This is a genomic window from Thioclava sp. F36-7, from assembly GCF_002020075.1.
In the GTDB taxonomy this organism is placed as follows: Bacteria; Pseudomonadota; Alphaproteobacteria; order Rhodobacterales; family Rhodobacteraceae; genus Thioclava; species Thioclava sediminum.
The window spans coordinates 1-16,080 of record NZ_MPZR01000018.1 but is presented as its reverse complement, the minus strand read 5'-3'; the positions used below and the strand labels follow the sequence as shown (position 1 = coordinate 16,080).

Annotated in this window: 16 protein-coding genes; 4 read left to right on the top strand and 12 right to left on the bottom strand. The window is 63.0% G+C overall.

What is annotated here, in order from left to right:
- Positions 1–3: 3 nt before the first annotated feature.
- Together BMI89_RS19910 and BMI89_RS19905 are read left to right on the top strand one after the other, a co-directional pair.
- Positions 4–975 carry a GDP-L-fucose synthase gene (locus BMI89_RS19910; RefSeq protein ID WP_078572512.1) on the top strand — a complete coding sequence of 324 codons (972 nt, stop codon included), beginning with the start codon at positions 4–6 and terminating at the stop codon, positions 973–975.
- Between the two features lie 9 nt (positions 976–984).
- Complete coding sequence (locus tag BMI89_RS19905; RefSeq protein ID WP_078572511.1) at positions 985–2,433, top strand: mannose-1-phosphate guanylyltransferase/mannose-6-phosphate isomerase; 1,449 nt, start codon at positions 985–987, stop codon at positions 2,431–2,433.
- Between the two features lie 186 nt (positions 2,434–2,619).
- Here BMI89_RS19905 and BMI89_RS19900 read toward each other — a convergent pair whose 3' ends face one another.
- Entirely contained in the window at positions 2,620–3,270 is a 651-nt protein-coding gene (locus BMI89_RS19900; RefSeq protein WP_143593978.1) for a hypothetical protein, read from the bottom strand.
- A 93-nt stretch (positions 3,271–3,363) separates the two neighbouring features.
- Between BMI89_RS19900 and BMI89_RS19895 the strand changes: the two genes are divergently transcribed.
- Positions 3,364–3,600, top strand: coding sequence for a helix-turn-helix transcriptional regulator (locus tag BMI89_RS19895; RefSeq protein WP_078572529.1), 237 nt, complete (start codon positions 3,364–3,366; stop codon positions 3,598–3,600).
- Positions 3,601–3,613: 13 nt separating this feature from the next.
- Here the strand turns inward: BMI89_RS19895 and BMI89_RS19890 are convergent, their stop codons facing one another.
- From BMI89_RS19890 to BMI89_RS19850, 9 genes are all read right to left on the bottom strand, one after another.
- Positions 3,614–4,882: a DUF6538 domain-containing protein gene (locus BMI89_RS19890; RefSeq protein WP_078572509.1), complete on the bottom strand. Its 1,269-nt coding sequence runs from the start codon at positions 4,880–4,882 to the stop codon at positions 3,614–3,616.
- A 197-nt stretch (positions 4,883–5,079) separates the two neighbouring features.
- Positions 5,080–6,075 (bottom strand): XdhC family protein, encoded by a 996-nt coding sequence (locus tag BMI89_RS19885; protein ID WP_078572508.1) that lies wholly within the window; start codon positions 6,073–6,075, stop codon positions 5,080–5,082.
- A 151-nt stretch (positions 6,076–6,226) separates the two neighbouring features.
- Positions 6,227–7,549: a TRAP transporter large permease gene (locus BMI89_RS19880; protein ID WP_078572507.1), complete on the bottom strand. Its 1,323-nt coding sequence runs from the start codon at positions 7,547–7,549 to the stop codon at positions 6,227–6,229.
- Between the two features lies 1 nt (position 7,550).
- Positions 7,551–8,096, bottom strand: coding sequence for a TRAP transporter small permease (locus tag BMI89_RS19875; RefSeq protein WP_168174801.1), 546 nt, complete (start codon positions 8,094–8,096; stop codon positions 7,551–7,553).
- 40 nt (positions 8,097–8,136) lie between these two features.
- The gene (locus BMI89_RS19870; protein WP_078572505.1) at positions 8,137–9,210 is read right to left on the bottom strand and encodes a C4-dicarboxylate TRAP transporter substrate-binding protein; all 1,074 of its coding nucleotides are present in this window, start codon (positions 9,208–9,210) and stop codon (positions 8,137–8,139) included.
- Positions 9,211–9,290: 80 nt separating this feature from the next.
- Positions 9,291–9,752, bottom strand: coding sequence for a carbon monoxide dehydrogenase subunit G (locus BMI89_RS19865; protein WP_078572504.1), 462 nt, complete (start codon positions 9,750–9,752; stop codon positions 9,291–9,293).
- On the bottom strand, positions 9,749–12,115 hold the full coding sequence (locus BMI89_RS19860) for a xanthine dehydrogenase family protein molybdopterin-binding subunit (protein ID WP_078572503.1): 2,367 nt from the start codon (positions 12,113–12,115) through the stop codon (positions 9,749–9,751). Before BMI89_RS19860 ends, BMI89_RS19865 begins: the two co-directional genes overlap by 4 nt.
- Positions 12,112–12,600 carry a (2Fe-2S)-binding protein gene (locus tag BMI89_RS19855; protein ID WP_078572502.1) on the bottom strand — a complete coding sequence of 163 codons (489 nt, stop codon included), beginning with the start codon at positions 12,598–12,600 and terminating at the stop codon, positions 12,112–12,114. Before BMI89_RS19855 ends, BMI89_RS19860 begins: the two co-directional genes overlap by 4 nt.
- Positions 12,597–13,580, bottom strand: coding sequence for a xanthine dehydrogenase family protein subunit M (locus tag BMI89_RS19850; protein ID WP_210402185.1), 984 nt, complete (start codon positions 13,578–13,580; stop codon positions 12,597–12,599). Before BMI89_RS19850 ends, BMI89_RS19855 begins: the two co-directional genes overlap by 4 nt.
- A 30-nt stretch (positions 13,581–13,610) precedes the next feature.
- On the opposite strand from BMI89_RS19850, the gene BMI89_RS19845 reads away from it, so the two are divergent.
- Positions 13,611–14,264: a TetR/AcrR family transcriptional regulator gene (locus tag BMI89_RS19845; protein WP_210402184.1), complete on the top strand. Its 654-nt coding sequence runs from the start codon at positions 13,611–13,613 to the stop codon at positions 14,262–14,264.
- A gap of 385 nt (positions 14,265–14,649) precedes the next feature.
- On the opposite strand, the gene BMI89_RS19840 is transcribed toward BMI89_RS19845, so the two are convergent.
- Both BMI89_RS19840 and BMI89_RS19835 read right to left on the bottom strand, forming a co-directional pair.
- Positions 14,650–15,828, bottom strand: a complete 1,179-nt coding sequence (locus tag BMI89_RS19840; protein ID WP_281478365.1) for a M20 family metallo-hydrolase — start codon at positions 15,826–15,828, stop codon at positions 14,650–14,652.
- A gap of 34 nt (positions 15,829–15,862) precedes the next feature.
- Positions 15,863–16,080 (bottom strand): zinc ribbon domain-containing protein (locus BMI89_RS19835; RefSeq protein ID WP_143593977.1); only part of this gene is annotated, 218 nt, incomplete at its 5' end.

Here is a 16,080-nt window from a genome sequence, read left to right as displayed (position 1 = left end):
ACGATGACCAAGATCTATATCGCAGGCCATCGCGGGATGGTGGGCGGCGCAATTCTGCGCCAGCTGGAGACGCGCAAGACCAAGGGTGAGACGCTGGAGCTGATCACCCGCACGCATTCTGAACTCGACCTGACCAATCAGGCGGCGGTGCGCAAGTTTATGCAGGTGGAGCGACCTGACGTGGTGATCCTCGCCGCGGCCAAGGTCGGCGGGATCCACGCGAACAACACCTATCCGGCCGAGTTCATCTACGAGAACCTCATGATCGAGGCCAACGTGATCCATCAGGCCTTTGCCGCTGGGGTCATGAAACTCCTGCAGCTCGGCTCTTCCTGCATCTACCCCAAGGCCGCCCCGCAACCGATGGCGGAGGACGCGCTACTGACCGGGCCGCTCGAGCCCACGAACGAGCCCTATGCGATCGCGAAGATCGCGGGGATCAAGCTTTGCGAGAGCTACAATCGCCAGCATGGCGTCGATTACCGCTCGGTGATGCCCACGAACCTCTACGGGCCGGGCGACAACTTCCACCCGGAGAACAGCCATGTGCTTCCCGCCCTGATCCGGCGCTTCCACGAGGCCGCGCGGGATGGGCTGGAAGAGGTCACGATCTGGGGCACCGGCACGCCGCGGCGCGAGTTCCTACATGTCGATGATATGGCCGAGGCCTCGCTCTTCGTGCTCGACCTGCCCAAGGCGGAGTATGACGCGAATACCGATCCGATGCTGAGCCATATCAACGTAGGCTCGGGCAGCGACATCTCGATCCTGGAGCTGGCGCAAATGGTCGCGAAGGTGACCGGTTTCGAAGGGCGGATCACGACCGACACCTCCAAGCCCGATGGCACAATGCGCAAGCTGATGGATGTCAGCCGCCTGAAAGCGATGGGCTGGCAGGCGCGCATCGGCCTCGAAGACGGGATCGCCGAGACTTATCGCTGGTTCCTCGCGAACTACGACACTGCCAGAACCTGAGAGGGATTTATGAGCAAGACGATCCACCCCGTCCTCCTCTGCGGCGGCTCGGGCACGCGCCTCTGGCCGCTCTCGCGCAAGAGCTACCCCAAACAATTCGTCAACCTGATGGGCGAAGAGAGCCTGTTCCAGGCCTCCGCCAAACGGCTCGCAGGCGAAGGGTTCGCATCACCTTCCGTAATCACCGGCGCGGATTTCCGCTTCGTGGTGATCGAACAACTGGCCGCGCTCGAAATCGCCCCCGCCGATATCCTGATCGAGCCGTCCGCTCGCAACACCGCCGCCGCGATCTGCGCCGGCGCGCTGGTGCTCGAAGTCCGCGAGCCCGGCGCGCTGATGCTGATAGCGCCCTCGGATCACGTCATCCCCGATCCTACGCGTTTCCGTGCAGCGGTCGAGGCCGCCGCCCCGGCAGCCGAGGCCGGACAGCTGGTCACCTTCGGCATCCGCCCCGATCGCCCCGAGACCGGCTACGGATGGTTGGAGTTGAGCGAAGCCCCGGACCCGGAATTCTCCGCAACCCCACAACCGCTGAAATCCTTCGTCGAAAAGCCCGATCTGGCCAAGGCCGAGACGCTGCTCGAGGGTGGCATGCATCTCTGGAATGCGGGCATCTTCCTGTTCTCTACTTCGACGATCCTTGAGGCCTTCGCCAAACACGCACCCGAAACGCTGGCGCAGACCAAGGCCGCGGTGGAGGTCGCCGAGCGCGATCTGGGCTTCACCCGGCTCGCGCCCGAGCCCTGGGCGCAGCTCGAGGACATCTCGATCGACTACGCGGTGATGGAGCGCGCCGACAACCTGACAGTCGTGCCCTATGGCGGCGCGTGGTCGGACTTAGGCGACTGGCAGGCGGTCTGGCGCGAGCGGAGCCCGAACGAGCACGGCATCGTCGCGACCGGCCCCGCCACTGCAATCGACTGTCGCGATACGCTTCTGCACTCGACGGACACCGCTCAGGAGCTGGTCGGGATCGGGCTTGAGGATATCATCGCCGTCGCCATGCCCGATGCGGTTCTTGTCGCCCATAAGGACCGTGCGCAGGACGTGAAGAAGGCCGTTGCCGAGCTGAAGGCCAAGGGGGCTACGCAAGCCGAGACCCTACCCCGCGACTTCCGCCCCTGGGGTTGGTATGAGAGCCTCGTTGTCGGTGAACGTTTCCAGGTGAAACGGATCCACGTTCACCCGGGCGCCGCGTTGAGCCTGCAAAGCCACCACCACCGCGCTGAGCACTGGATCGTTGTCGAGGGCACCGCTAAGGTGACCATTGATGACGAGGTGAAACTCGTGACCGAGAACCAGTCTGTCTATATACCGCTCGGTGCCGTCCATCGCATGGAGAACCCGGGGAAAGTTCCGCTGACGTTGATCGAAGTGCAGACCGGCAGCTATCTCGGCGAGGACGACATCATCCGCTACGAAGATGTCTATGCGCGTGGGCAAGGCGCGAAAGGGTAAGGGCCTCGCTGCGTCCTTGGGAGGGTCGGCTTCGAAGCCTCAAGATATTTACAGAAAGCGAGAGCCACGACACCAAAGTCGTGGCTCTCTTTGTTTGAAGATCTTTCTATCGCGTCGCGACAGAAGGAAAGAAAAACTGACACTCTGTCTGTGGATGCAGCCCTACTGCCCTCCTCGCGAGAACACTTACGGGAGTTCGGACGAGTCGAAGGATACGATAGCAGCCCCAACTCGATCGGCACTATCCGCCCCGGACCAATACGCGCGAGCTTCCATCCAATCCGCCTCAGAAACCGGGTCACTGAAACCAGGATCCGAAAGTTGACGAAGCCCGTAGTCCAGATGGATCAGGCGGCCTAAGACGTTCATATCGTCGAAATCGATCGCGACCTCCAGCACATCTCGGCCCACCACGATACCAGAACCGGTGTCGACAACGAGATAGCGCCGAATAGCCTTCAGCAGGGACTCCGCCGGATCGAGATCCGGCTCAGGCCCCTCCGCTCTCCCGAAGAGCCAGCGATGGGCATAGCTGCAAGCCTCATCCGTCAGCAGGACATACTGCAACTCTTCTTCCTTGAACGGGCCTCGCCGCGCGATCATCGACCGCGTCTCGAGGAAACCGCGCCCTTTGAGTTTGAGCGCGCCTTCGTAGCTCGTCGCACCATTCTCCAACAGCTCGAGGAGCGGACGTAGCAAGGGGTCCGCCAGCATGTTCTTAATACGGCGATAGACAAACCCATCCCCGAGTGATCCGGCAAGACTGCGATCACGATGAGTATACATTTCTCGATCGGAAATGAGCAGAAAACTGGGGTCGATTTCAGTTGCGTCCATCGAGGTGGTCCCTTTGCAAAGATGTATCAGCGAGCGCACGAATGTCTCTTATAACCGGTAGAGCTAAAACCAACATTGCGCGATTGCAAGGGGGTGAAACGGACGCCGAAAAGCCCTCTGCGCGACACGCTCGCAAGCAACCTCAGATCACTGCGCGCAGAGCGTGGATGGTCGCAGGAACGTCTAGCGCTCGAATCTGGCCTCAACAGAACCTATTTGAGCGCCGTGGAGCGTAGCGAGCAGAATATCTCCATCGACAACGTCTGGCGCCTCGCACAGGCGCTCGATATCGACCCGGCGTCCCTGATAAAGGTGAAACTGCGGAGCTGACCGCTCTTCCGGCTTAGAATGCGATCGGCTCGAGAAGCCCTGCGATCACCGCAAGCCGCCCGCCCTCCCCATAACGCTCACGCCTCAGCGCATGCCCCATGATGTCGCGCCGGATCCGCTCGTCGATCTCAGCAGCAAGCATCCGATCCTCAAAAGCATGCCGCAGACTGTAGACAGAATGTCGCTCGCTCTCGAGGAGACCGGCATCGCGCAGATAGGTGTTCACAGTTGCGCTCAGCGTGGCGGAGCTCTCGCGATAACGCGAAAACCCGTCCGGGAACGCTCGCATCGCATCGAGCGACACACCGTGCAGCGGCATAACGCGCTCCGCATTCTGCGTCTTCAGAACCCGCCCGATCGGCTGCAACAGCAAATGCGGGATCGGATCATCGAGCCGGACTTCCTCGGGCCGCAGTGCTGCAATCTCGCTCGGTCGGAGCCCGGTATTCACCATCACCAGAAAGATCGCCCGCGCCTGCGGCTCCAGCCCATCAAGCGCACCGGGGGCAAGCAAGCGATCCCGGACCCACGCGTCGGAGAAGGAGGGCCGCCGCGCCGCTTTCCCCTGTCGGAAACCGAGGTCCTCAAGCGGCAGCTCGAGCCCGAGCCGCTTGTCGCGGTTCACGCGCTTCAAGACCGCACCGAGATGCGTCAGATCCTTGTTTGCGGAATTGGGTGTGAGCCATTCGCGCTCCAGCCGCTCCACCCACCAATCGCGAAAATCGAGGAAATCATCCCGCGACAGATCATCAAGCGGCTTGTCACCGACAACCGAGACGAAATTCTGCACCGCCTTGATATGCGGGTAACGCCAGCGCCGAACTTGGTCCGCACTCTTGCCCAAGGTCTTGTCACGAGCGAGCCCCCAGAATAGCTCGAGCGCCCGCGATACGGTGATCAACGGCAGCTCCGCCCCACCAAGAAGGGAGTCCGCCCCAAGCGGATCGCGCATCTCGTCACTGGCAACCAGATCGATACGCGCGAGCAACTCTTCCACAGGCAAGCGCGCTACCTTGCGCGCATCGAGAAACCGGTAGCCGCGCGCCTTCGCAAAACGCTTGGCCGCAGCGAACCGCGCCTCCGCGTCCTCCGTGTCGCCATCGAGCATCGCCTCCCAGGCCTCGACCTGCTCGGCCCAGAGCACCGGGGCCTTCTCTCGCGCCAATGTCTCAGACCCCGTCCGAAGGCTGATCACCACTTCGCGGCGCGGATCGACCGAGGCATACCCTTTGGGAACCCGCCGACGCAGATGCCAAATTTCGCCGCGCTTGGTGATATTCATCGCACATCTCCGGGAAAGAGCCTTGTGTATCACTATGTGTAGCACGAAAGCCTTCCCTAGGGAATCGAATTCAACGTAAATATTTGATTTATTTATATTTAGACAAGATCTCTACTTGAAAATTGAGGTGGATATGTCGGAGAGGAATTCCGCCAAAAAGCCCCGAGAAGGGAACATGAGATCACGCCGCGCCTACGTCAGACGCGCCGGGCGTGATCGATCACCTGAGCAAGCACACCAGCGGCCATTTCCTGCGCGGACCGGGCATGTGCGACATATCCGAAGGGTTCGACAAGCCGCGCAATTCCCGCGTCCTCCACCCCGGCGGCACTCAAGGCCGCTTCGCGCAATTGACGCGCCCGAAGGCTTCCCTGCGCCCCGATATAGAAAGCGCGAGTCTCCAAGGCATGCGTCAAAAGTGCGGTTTCGCGCTCATGGTCGTGGAAGAAAAGCGTGACGGCCGTGCGATAATCGACATGGGCCGTATCGGGCCAGGTCTTGCCGGAAAACGCGCATGCGCCTGCAATGCCATCGCGCGTCTCCTCGGCTCCGGCATATAGCGTGACCGGCAATTTCGCAGCCTGCGCAAGCGCGGAAAAGCCCCGAGGCTCGGGACCGTCGCCAAAGACCAGAACCCGCACTTTGGGGCGCAAGGTCATCGTCAGACCGCCGCGCGTCGCGCCGTTTTCGATCTGGCCATCCGGCAGCACCGTCAGCGTCGCATTTTCACGCGCGACCAGACGGCGATGCACCACGTCCAGAACCTCACGATCCGGGGCTGGCAGCAAGGTTACTTCCAGCCCTCCCCCACAAGGCAGTTGAATATCCATGAAAGGCGACCCGCGCCCGTAACGCAGCACCGTCGGAGCGCCGGTTTTCAACGCCTCCACCGCGTGAAGCGCGACATCCTCGTCGATACATCCCGACGACAAATTGCCGAACCGCCGCCCGGCACCATCGACTGCCATGCCAGAGCCGAGCGGGCGATATGACGGCCCCTCGACATGGCTGATGAAACACAGACACATTGGCCCCGGCCCCAAGAACCGAGCCAAGGGCCATTCGGTCTCGCATAGAACTGTCGTTGACTGATCCATGCCATTTACCCTCTTAGAAAGGTGTCCGTTTCTCTGCATATCTCGAACTCGGATCGGCGTCCCAAAGTCGCCCCGCCTCCTTGCGACGAAGCTCATCCAATCCCGTTGCGTGCGGCCAACGCGACTCGCCGCGACGTCTTCGGACGGTTTCGCTTCGCAGGTTCAAATCTCGCGCTCTCTCCCGGACCTACGCGCCGCGCTTTGACCCGAGAGAGAGGAGTAGATCGATCACAGCGCCTGGGATCTCTTAACCGATAATCAGCACTGGAAAGGAGGCCACGAGGATCAGCACACCCAGCATCACGCCGACATAGGGCAGCGCACCGGCAAAGATGGATTCCAGGGAGACGCTCCGGTCTCCAAGCGTCGAATGCACCGTGAAGATCGAAATCCCGAAGGGCGGTGTGAGCAACCCGACCTCGACCGCAATCACCGTGATGATGCCGAACTGGATCAAGTCGTAACCAAGGTGCTGCGCGATCGGAGCTGCGATAGGAACCACGATCAGCAGGATCGAACTGCTATCCAGGATCATACCGAGAAGCAGCACCAGCAGCACATAGACGATCAGGAACCCGACCGGGCCAAAGCCGCTGCCGCTCACAAAGGCGCCGATAGCGGCCGGGATACCTGCGACGGCAAGCATCTGGCTGTAGAAGCCAGCGGCCACCAGCAGCGCGAGGATGCCGACCGAGATGGTGCCGGTCTGGCTCAGCACCGCCCAGCAACCGCGCAGGTTCAGGCTACGCCGGAAGATCGCAATGATCAGCGCCGCGAAGGCTCCGACGCCCCCGGCTTCCGTCGGGGTGAAGAACCCGGAATAGAGCCCGCCAAGAACGAAGGTCACCAGCACGATGATCGGGACGATCTTGCGCAGGAGCTCGCCCGTCGACAGGTCATCATAGGCCTGCGCCTCGGGGTCGGTCTCTTGGGCCTTGGGAGAGGCAAAGACGATGCCGGGCGCGAATTTCGCGGCCAACAGGATCCACAGCACGAAGCCCGTCGCCAGCAGCGCGCCAGGCACCAGCCCCGCAATGAACATCCGGCCGATGGATTGCTCGGCCAACACACCGTAGATGATCAGAAGCAGGCTCGGTGGGATGAGCATGCCGAGAACCGAACTGCCCGCGACGGTGCCCGCGGAAAACGAGGGCGAATAGCCGTGGCGCGTCATCTCAGGCACGGCGACCTTGGTGAAAACCGCTGCCGAGGCGATGGAAACGCCGGTCACGGCGGCAAAGACAGTGTTGGCGGCCACGGTGGCGATGCCGAGGCCGCCAAGCAGGCGGCGCAGCAGCGCCTCGGCGACGTCGAACGTATCCTTGCCCACATTCGAGATGCTGACGAGGTGCCCCATCAGAACAAAGAGCGGGATCGTCGCGAAGAGATAGTTGGCAACCCCATTGTAGGCGGCGATGGACATGAGCCGCATGGAAAGGTCGAAATTGCCGCGAATGATCCAGACCCCGGCAAAGGCCACGACCAGAAGCGCCACGGCGATGCGCATCCCCAAGAGCACGAGCGCGAAGAGCACGCCAATGAGGATCAGTCCTATGGTGATGCTGCTCATGTCAGAAGTGCTCCTCAGTCGGGCGGTTCAGCAGGGTCTCGACGGCCGAAAAGATGCAGGCGAGACTGGTGACAGAGGCCCCCAGCACCACCAACAGGTGGAAAGGGAAGGTCGGCAGCGTCCAGACGCCGCGCACCCCGAAAAACTCCGAGCTGACCCAGGCGTCATGCGTATCGGGCCAGGCGGCCAGCGCCACCAGTCCGAAGATGCCCCCCCCGGCAAGCGCAAACAGGCTGTCCAGTAGCCGCACCGACCGGGGCGAAAAACGCTGGAGCCCACGCATCAGGAAATCCGACCGGATCAGGGTGCCGTTCAGCGCGGCAGCCGGCAGCAGCAGGAAGACGATGGCCACGACCGAGCGGGCCGCGATCTCGGCGACGCCGATGATCGGCGCGGCCAGAAAATTGCGACCGACCACGTCGGCGACGATCAGCAACATGATGGCAAAAATCCACAGCACGCCCACCGCCGCCATCGCGTTCAGGGCAAGCTGTAGCCCGCGCCGAAGCGCGGGCAGGCTTGTAGCCAGGAGACTGGCGCGTTGCATAGAGGCTCCCTCAGTTGCGCGCGGGATCGAAGCCATGGCTTCAGATCCCGGCGGTCCAGTCACGGGCAGGTTTGATGCCACGAGCTTCCAGTTCGCCAAAATACGCTTTGGCCACCGTTGCCGCCGCCGCGCCATTGGCCTCAAGCCAAGGCTTCGCGACGTCGGGGAGCGTCTCGGCCCAGCGTTCGCGCTCTGCAGGGGCCATTTCGGTGATCTGCAGCCCGGCGCCCTTCATCTCGGTGATCGCCTCGGTCGTGCGTTTCGTGATGTAGTCGCCATGCGCGCGCGAGGTGATACGTCCCGCTTCTTTCAGCGCGGCCTGCACGGGCTCGGGCAGCCGGTCGTAGAAGCCCTTGTTCACCGCGATCCCGCCGAAATACATCGAGCCGAAGCCGACCCGCGTCAGATGCGGCGCAACCTCGTAGACTCGAGTGGGCTGGATGCCGCTGGCGAAGGAGAGCGTGCCCTCGGAAACGCCGGTCTGGATGTCGGTGTAATAGGTGGTCAGCGCGCCATCCACCGGCGTGCAGCCGGTCCCCGCCAGCCAGTTGGCCGAGGTGCCCGGCGCGTTGAGGCGGCGGTTCCGGATGTCATCGACCGAGGTGATGGGGAATTTGGCGTAGACGTCGTAGCTGTCGGTCACCAGCGAGGACAGATGCACCATGTTCTGGTCGGTCCACCCTGCGCGCAGCTCCGGCAGTTCGTCGGTCAGCTTGTCGAAGATGTCGATGGTGACGTTATGATCGACATTCGCGAAGGGGGTGAAATAGGTCACGTTCTGCAGCGGCATCGCCGAGCCTTCCCAGACCGTCCCCACCATGCCGACATCGACGATGCCGTCGCGCACCGCCGTGCGGGTGTCCTTGAACTTGTAGAGCGTGCCGCCGTAGTTCTCGTTCCAGCTCACGGAATACTCGCCGCCCGCATCCGCCAGCAGCTTTTCGAGCGCCGGTTGCAGTGCGTTCTGCATGGCGTAGACCCAGATATTGTTGGTCGGGTGGCTCGACCCGATCTGAATCGAGATGTTCTGAGCCGCAATGCTGCGGGTGTTCAGAAAGGGCAGCGCCAAGGCTGCCGAGGACATGGCCACAAAGGCCCTGCGTGTGGTTGTCATTAGTATCCTCCTCCCAAGGATGGTTCTTGTTATACGCGCTTTTTTTCGTGTCTGGCCTGACCTCGCTGCGCGCCAGCGGATCAGGTCGGCCCAGCCTCCTCCGGTTGGGCCAACGCATCGGAAAAATTGGTGAAAAAGGCGTCGGTCAGCTTCTGCGCCGTGGCGCCGATCAGCCGGTTGCCGAGAGAGGCGAGCTTCCCGCCCACCGCGATATCGGCGTCATAGCAAAGCCGCGTGCCGTCCGCCTCGGGCGCCAGCGTCACCTGCGCCGCCCCCTTGGCGAACCCCGCGACCCCACCCGAGCCTTTGCCGGACAACGTGCAGGATTGGCCGGGCACGATATCGCTCAGCGTGACCGCGCCCTTGAAGCGGGCCGAAACCGGGCCGATCTTGAGCTTCACCACAGCAGTGAATTCGGTTTCGCTTAGCTGTTCGAGGCTTTCGCAGCCGGGAATGGCTTCGGCCAGCACGTCACGGTCGAAGAGTGCCGCCCAGACGGTCTGGGGGTCGGCGCTCAGGAGCTGCTCTCCTTCAAGCTTCATGGATCGGTCCTTTGCTTTCGGGCCGCGTCGAGCGCATCAAGGATGCGCAGCGGCGTCATGGGTGTCTGGGTGAGCCGTGCGCCAAAGGGGCGCAGCGCGTCATTCACCGCGTTCATCGCGGCGGCGCCGGCAGCGGCGGTTCCCGCTTCGCCCACGCCCTTGGCGCCAAGGATCGTGTCCTCGGTGGGCGTCTCGATATGGGCGATTTCGATATCGGGCATCTCGCAGGCCATGGGCACGAGATAATCGGCGAGCGACCCGTTGGTGAGCTGGCCGTCGGCGTCGTACTGGCATTCCTCGAAGAAGGCGGGGCCAAGCCCCTGCACGACGCCGCCGCGGATCTGTTCGTCGACCAGAAGCGGGTTGATGATGCGACCGCAATCCTCGACGACCCAATGCTTCAGGATCCGCACGATGCCGGTCTCCACATCGACCTCGACCAGACTGCCCTGAATGCCGTTGGTGAAATCGAACGGGTAGCCGGAGGGCGCGAAATGATGCGCGACGGTCAGCGAATGATCGACCCCGTCGGGCAGCGTGTCGGGCCGGTAGGTGGCGACGCGGCCAATCTCTTCGAGCGTGATGCGCGCCTCGCCCGTGGCGACATCGACAACCGCGCCATCTTCGAGCCGCAGTGTCGCCGGATCGGCCTGCAGTAGCGCGCCCGCCAAAGTCAAAATCCGCTCGCGCAACTTGCGTCCGGCGCGCAGCGCCGTCTCGCCGCCGATGCCGGCGCCCCGGCAAGCCCAGGTGGCGCCGCCGCTTGGCGTGGTCGCGGTGTCGCCCGTGGTGACGCTCACCCGTTCGGGCGAAACACCCAGCTGATCGGCGACCACCTGCGCGATGATCGTCTCGGTGCCCTGCCCTTGCTCGGTGACCGAGATGGCACAATGGATGTCGCCAGAGGGCGTCATCCGCACCACTGCACCGTCCTGCGCGGAGATCCGCGCCCCGCCGACGCCGTAGAAGGCCGCGCCGGGATTGGTGATCTCGACAAAGGAGGCGATGCCGAACCCGCGATAGATGCCCTGTTCGCGCAGCCGAGCCTGATCGGCACGTAGCGCGTCGGGGTCCATCATCTCGCGCAGCTTGGCCAGACTGGCCTGATGCGAGAGCTTCTCGAACTGATAGCCGGTGGCCGACACATGCGGATAGGCATCGTCGGCAATCAGGTTGCGGGCACGGATCTCGAACGGATCGAGGCCCGTGACCTCCGCCGCCCGTTCAACCAGCGCCTCGGTCACCGCACAGGCGATGGGATGCCCCACCGCGCGATACTGGCTTGTCTGCACCTTGTTCTGAAAGGCGACCTGCAGCCGGCCGCGATAATCAGGCATGTTGTAGGGAGCGCCCATGAGGCGGATCACCTGATTGCCCTCGGCAGCGCTGGTGCGCGGATAGGCCGAAACCGCGCCGACCGGCGCCAGATCATCGACGTCCATCGCGAGGATCTTGCCCTCCGCGTCCAGCGCCATGCGGCCTTTCACGATATGATCGCGAGCGTGGATGTCGGAAAGAAAGCTCTCCAGCCGGTCGGCCACGTAGCGCACCGGGCGCTTGAGGATCATGCTCGCCGCGACGGCGCCCATCTCTTCGTTATAGACATGCAGCTTCATGCCGAACGAGCCGCCCACATCAGGCGCGATGACGCGGACCTTGCCCTCGGGCAGACCGAAGTGGCGCGCATAGACGTCCTGGAACTGATAGGGTGTCTGCGTCCCGTGATGCACGGTGAGCGCGCCACTCGACGGGTCGAAATCGGCGATCACCGCGCGCGGCTCGAGCGTGACGGCGGTGTGGCGGCCGAAGGTGAAACTGGCCTCGACCACGTGCGCGGCATCGGCAAAGGCCTCGTTCACCGCTGGCGTCTCCAACAGCGCCTCGTAACAAAGATTGTCCCGCGCGCCACTGTTCGCCAAGGGCGCGCCGTCCTGCAGAGCCGCAGCGCCATCGGTCACCGGCTCGGAATCCTCGATATCCACCATCACCAAGTCGGCGGCATCCTCGGCCTCGGCCCGGCTCTTGGCAATGATCATCGCCACCGGCTGGCCGGTCCACAGCACTTCCTCCTCGGCGAGGATGTTCATTGGCGGGCTCTGCATGCCTGCGAAATGATCGAGCGTGCCGACCCACGGCTTGCAACGCGCGTTCAGCTCGGCGGCTGTCAGGATCCGCACAACGCCGGGGGATTGTTCGGCTTCGCTCGTGTCGATTTCGACCAGCCGACCCTTTGCCATCGGGCTACGGACGAAGACTGCGTGCAGCATGCGCGGCAGAGCGAGATCGCTGACAAAGCGACCCCGACCTGCGAGGTGGCGACGCGCATTCTCGCGGCGCTGCGACTGGCCGATATGCAGGGTCATTTCGCCGCCTCCGTCCGGGCTGCGCGGTCGCGGGCTGTGGTGTCGATAGCGTCCACGATGGCCTCGTAGCCTGTGCAGCGGCAGTAATTACCCGACAGCGCGTCGCGGATTTCGTCTCGCGTCGGCACCGGGTTCGCCTCCAGCAACGCCTGCGCGCTCATCAGCATTCCATTCGTGCAAAAACCGCATTGCAGCGCGTTGCGGTCGTGGAAATGCGCCTGAAGATCGGCCGCAGCACCGGTCTCATTCAGCCCCTCGATCGTCTCGATCGTGCTACCTTCCGCCTGCACCGCCAGCACGAGGCAGGCATGCACCGGAACGCCGTCCATAAGCACCAGACAGGCCCCGCAGGCGCCCATTTCGCAGCCCAGATGCGTGCCCGTCAGGCCCAGATCCTCGCGCAAGAAATCAGCGAGACTGGTGCGGGGGAGAACGGCTTCCTGAACCTGTTCGCCATTCACGGTCGTGCTCAACAAAATCTTCATTGAACAGCCTCCATCCGGGTCAACACCCGCCCGAGAAGGACGCGCGCGAGTTGCAGGCGACGCTCTGCCGGAAAACCGGGATCGTCGGGTGGGTCGAGATCGGTGGCCAAGGCGGCCTGAGCGCGGGCAATGGAGTCCGAAGAAAGCGGGGCGCCTTCCAGCGCGTCTTGCGCCGCGGTGGCGCGCGTCGGGGCGACACCCACTGAAAACAGCGTCACCGACGCATCGGAAACCACGCCATCGGACATATCGGCCTGTGCGGCAACGCCCACCATGGCGTAATCGCCCCGGCGACGCGCGATCTCGTCGAAGCCGAACAGCCGTCCTTCGGGAGGGAGCGGCACGTGAATGGCGGTCAGCACTTCGCCGGGGATGAGGGCTGTTTCGTAAAGGTCGAGAAAGAAATCGTCGGCGGCGATCATGCGCTGGCCTTCGGGCCCCATGACCTCAAGCTCCGCCCGCATGGCCAGCACAGCAGCCGGGAATTCAGATGCCGGATCGGCAAGCGCCAGATTGCCGCCTATTGTGCCACGATTGCGAATTGCAGGGTGCGCGACATGGGGGGCAGCGCGGGAAAGCAGCGGCGCATGGCGCGCGATCAACGGATTGGCCAGCACCTCCGCATGACGGGTCATCGCACCGATGCGCAGCGTTTGGTCCTGCAGCTCGACACCATGCAGTTCGGCAATTTGCGAGATGTCGATCAGCCGCGACGGCGCCTGCAGACGCAGCGCCATCGAGGGCACGACACTGTGCCCGCCCGACAGGTAGACGGCGTCGCCTCCCGCGTCGGAATGGAGCGCCCATGCCTCAGCAAGACTGCGCGCACGCAGGTATTCGAACGATGGTAATTTCACATATCCTCCTCCGGCCCGCAGCTCTCCCCAGCTACAAAGTGACCATTTGGTAACTTCTATAATGCAGGACAATTGGGACCGGTCAAGAAAAAATGACCAGTTGGTTACAACAATGGTTTGCATTAGGCTCGGGATAAGAGAAGAGAGACAGGCATGACCTCGGAGAAAAAGACCGAAAATCAACGGCCGCGCCGCAAGAACATGCGCGGGGAAGAACGCGAAAAACTGATCGTCAGCGAGGCGGTCCGGTTCTTCGCCGAATCGGGATTTGAGGGCCAGACACGCGAATTGGCCAAGCGTATGGGCGTGTCCCACGCGGTCATCTACCGGCACTTCGAAAGCAAAGACGCACTGATCGAACGCGTCTACGAGCATGTTTTTCTAGAGCGCTGGAACCCGGACTGGGACACGCTCGTGCTCGAAGGCGACCGTTCTCTTCAGGATCGCCTTACGCAGTTCTACATCGAATACTCTGAACGGGTGTTTGACTATGACTGGGTTCGAATCTTCGTGTCATCCGGGCTGAAGTCCTACGGCCTGACCGAACGCTACCTCGATATCATTCGAACGAAGATCATCGAGCCGGCTGCGATAGAATTGCGTGCTTCCCGGCACAACCCGCAAGACCGCGACGCGCCAGACACTGATGAGGTCGAGCTCCTCTGGGGGTTACACGGGGCGGTGTTCTATATCGCTATTCGGAAATACGTCTACAACATGCCCGTGGAAATCGATGTCGAGGCAACTGTGCGCGCTACTGTAAAAAACTTCTTCGAGGGCGCTCTTAACGACGGCTCATCGCACTGAAACGCCCCGGCGCTGCGCCTCACTAATTTGAGGCCTAACACTCCTACGAATTTCGTAGTTCATGCATGGCTATCACTACATCGTATCAGACCCCGTAATGCCGGCGGCATTCCTTGTCGTATAGCCCCTGCGAATTGCGAGCGCGGAGTAAACACGCCAATGCACCAACAATCCGCCCGCTACTACACTATCAATCAAGTCACCGAAATCAGCCGCGTTATCCACGCCACAATCGATCGCAGACACCGAGATCGAGCCGACTTTCCGCGAAGACTTCTACTGGGCAACAATTGCGCGCCGTTCAGCGTGACAGACATCGCGGCTTGGCTCGAACGCTTCGAGGCTCAGGCCTGAGTGGGGTGACAAGTCGAAGGCCATACGAGCCTCAGGCGTTGGAACAAAAACCAGATAGGAAAGCAGCCAGTGCGTCGACCGCCGCCCCCATATCCCCGGCACTCGCATATTCGGCCGGGTTGTGGCTGATCCCGCCTTTGCAGCGCACAAACAGCATTGCGATCGGGCAGAGATCGGCCATCGCGGAGGCGTCATGCGTCGCCCCCGACGGCAGCTCGGGCGCGGGCGCTCCGGTCGCGGTGCGAACGGCTGCGGCGAGCCCCTCTCGCAGCCCTGCATCGCAGGCTTGGGCGGGTTGGGCATAGGTCTTCTCAATCTCGATCTGCGTCGCCGTGGCCTCGGCGATCTGCGCACAAAGCGGGCTGAGCGCCGCGCCCATCGCGGTGCGGGCCGGGTCTTCGGCGGCGCGGATCTCGATGGTCAGATCGATCCGCGCGGGGATCGCGTTGACCACGTTGGGTGAGATATCGAGCTGCCCGACCGTCGCCCGGATACCTTGATCGCGCGCCATGTCATGCACGCCGCGCACCAGATCCGAGGCTGCTAGCAGCGCGTCGTGGCGCATCTCCATCAACACGGTGCCCGCATGACCCGCCTCGCCGGTGATCGTGACGCGATGCCGCTCGATCCCGGAAATCGCGGTGACGACGCCGAGCGGCTTGTCCGCGGCTTCGAGCACCGGGCCTTGCTCGATATGCAGCTCCAGATAGCCTGCGATCGTGGCCGGGTCGCACGCCAACGCTGCCGTGCCTTCTGGATCGCCACCAAAGGCCTTGAGCGCCGCACCGAGGCTTACGCCCGCCTTGTCCACCATCGCGAAAACGCCTTGGTCGAGCGTGCCCGCCAACGCGCGCGGCCCGATCAGCGCGGTCGGGAAACGCACGCCCTCCTCATCGGCGAAGGCCAGCACCTCCACGGCAAACGGCAGCGCGCGATCGCCAAGCGCTTCGAGCGCAAGGCATCCCAGCGCCACCCCCATGATCCCGTCGAACGCACCGCCATGACGCACGCTGTCCTGATGCGAGCCGATCAGCAGCGTGGGCGCGCCCGCAGGCCCTGCGCGCCGCCCGATCAGCGTGCCCGCCGCATCGCGCGTAACCGTGCAGTCCGCCTGATTCATCCAACCCGCGATGATCTCCAGCGCAGCCTCGTGCTCGGGACCGAACGGCAGCCGGGACACGCCGGGACCGGGCTCGGAGGCTTTCGCGATCGTCTCCAGCCGCTCTTGCGCAACTGCACCGCTTTCATGGACCTAATCTTTTCTGATCAGGTCCATTTTCCTGCTTCATCGTGGCCGGTTTCACGACAGGATCAGTCCCGCCGCCAGAGCCTTCCACTCCACAAGCTGACACCGGACGGACCTTGAGGTCCTCGCTACCGGCCAGATTCTTGAGGTTGATCGCCGCATTGATGTCGCGATCGTGCTGCGCGCCGCAATTGGCGCAGGTCCATGAGCGGACCG

Bases quoted from the DNA above. Each gene is read 5' to 3' on its own strand.
- BMI89_RS19910 (WP_078572512.1), top strand. From the start codon at position 4: ATGACCAAGATCTATATCGCAGGCCATCGCGGGATGGTGGGCGGCGCA.
- BMI89_RS19905 (WP_078572511.1), top strand. From the start codon at position 985: ATGAGCAAGACGATCCACCCCGTCCTCCTCTGCGGCGGCTCGGGCACG.
- BMI89_RS19900 (WP_143593978.1), bottom strand. From the start codon at position 3,270: ATGGACGCAACTGAAATCGACCCCAGTTTTCTGCTCATTTCCGATCGA.
- BMI89_RS19890 (WP_078572509.1), bottom strand. From the start codon at position 4,882: ATGAATATCACCAAGCGCGGCGAAATTTGGCATCTGCGTCGGCGGGTT.
- BMI89_RS19885 (WP_078572508.1), bottom strand. From the start codon at position 6,075: ATGAGCTTCGTCGCAAGGAGGCGGGGCGACTTTGGGACGCCGATCCGA.
- BMI89_RS19880 (WP_078572507.1), bottom strand. From the start codon at position 7,549: ATGAGCAGCATCACCATAGGACTGATCCTCATTGGCGTGCTCTTCGCG.
- BMI89_RS19875 (WP_168174801.1), bottom strand. From the start codon at position 8,096: ATGCAACGCGCCAGTCTCCTGGCTACAAGCCTGCCCGCGCTTCGGCGC.
- BMI89_RS19870 (WP_078572505.1), bottom strand. From the start codon at position 9,210: ATGACAACCACACGCAGGGCCTTTGTGGCCATGTCCTCGGCAGCCTTG.
- BMI89_RS19865 (WP_078572504.1), bottom strand. From the start codon at position 9,752: ATGAAGCTTGAAGGAGAGCAGCTCCTGAGCGCCGACCCCCAGACCGTC.
- BMI89_RS19860 (WP_078572503.1), bottom strand. From the start codon at position 12,115: ATGACCCTGCATATCGGCCAGTCGCAGCGCCGCGAGAATGCGCGTCGC.
- BMI89_RS19855 (WP_078572502.1), bottom strand. From the start codon at position 12,600: ATGAAGATTTTGTTGAGCACGACCGTGAATGGCGAACAGGTTCAGGAA.
- BMI89_RS19850 (WP_210402185.1), bottom strand. From the start codon at position 13,580: ATGCAAACCATTGTTGTAACCAACTGGTCATTTTTTCTTGACCGGTCC.
- BMI89_RS19845 (WP_210402184.1), top strand. From the start codon at position 13,611: ATGACCTCGGAGAAAAAGACCGAAAATCAACGGCCGCGCCGCAAGAAC.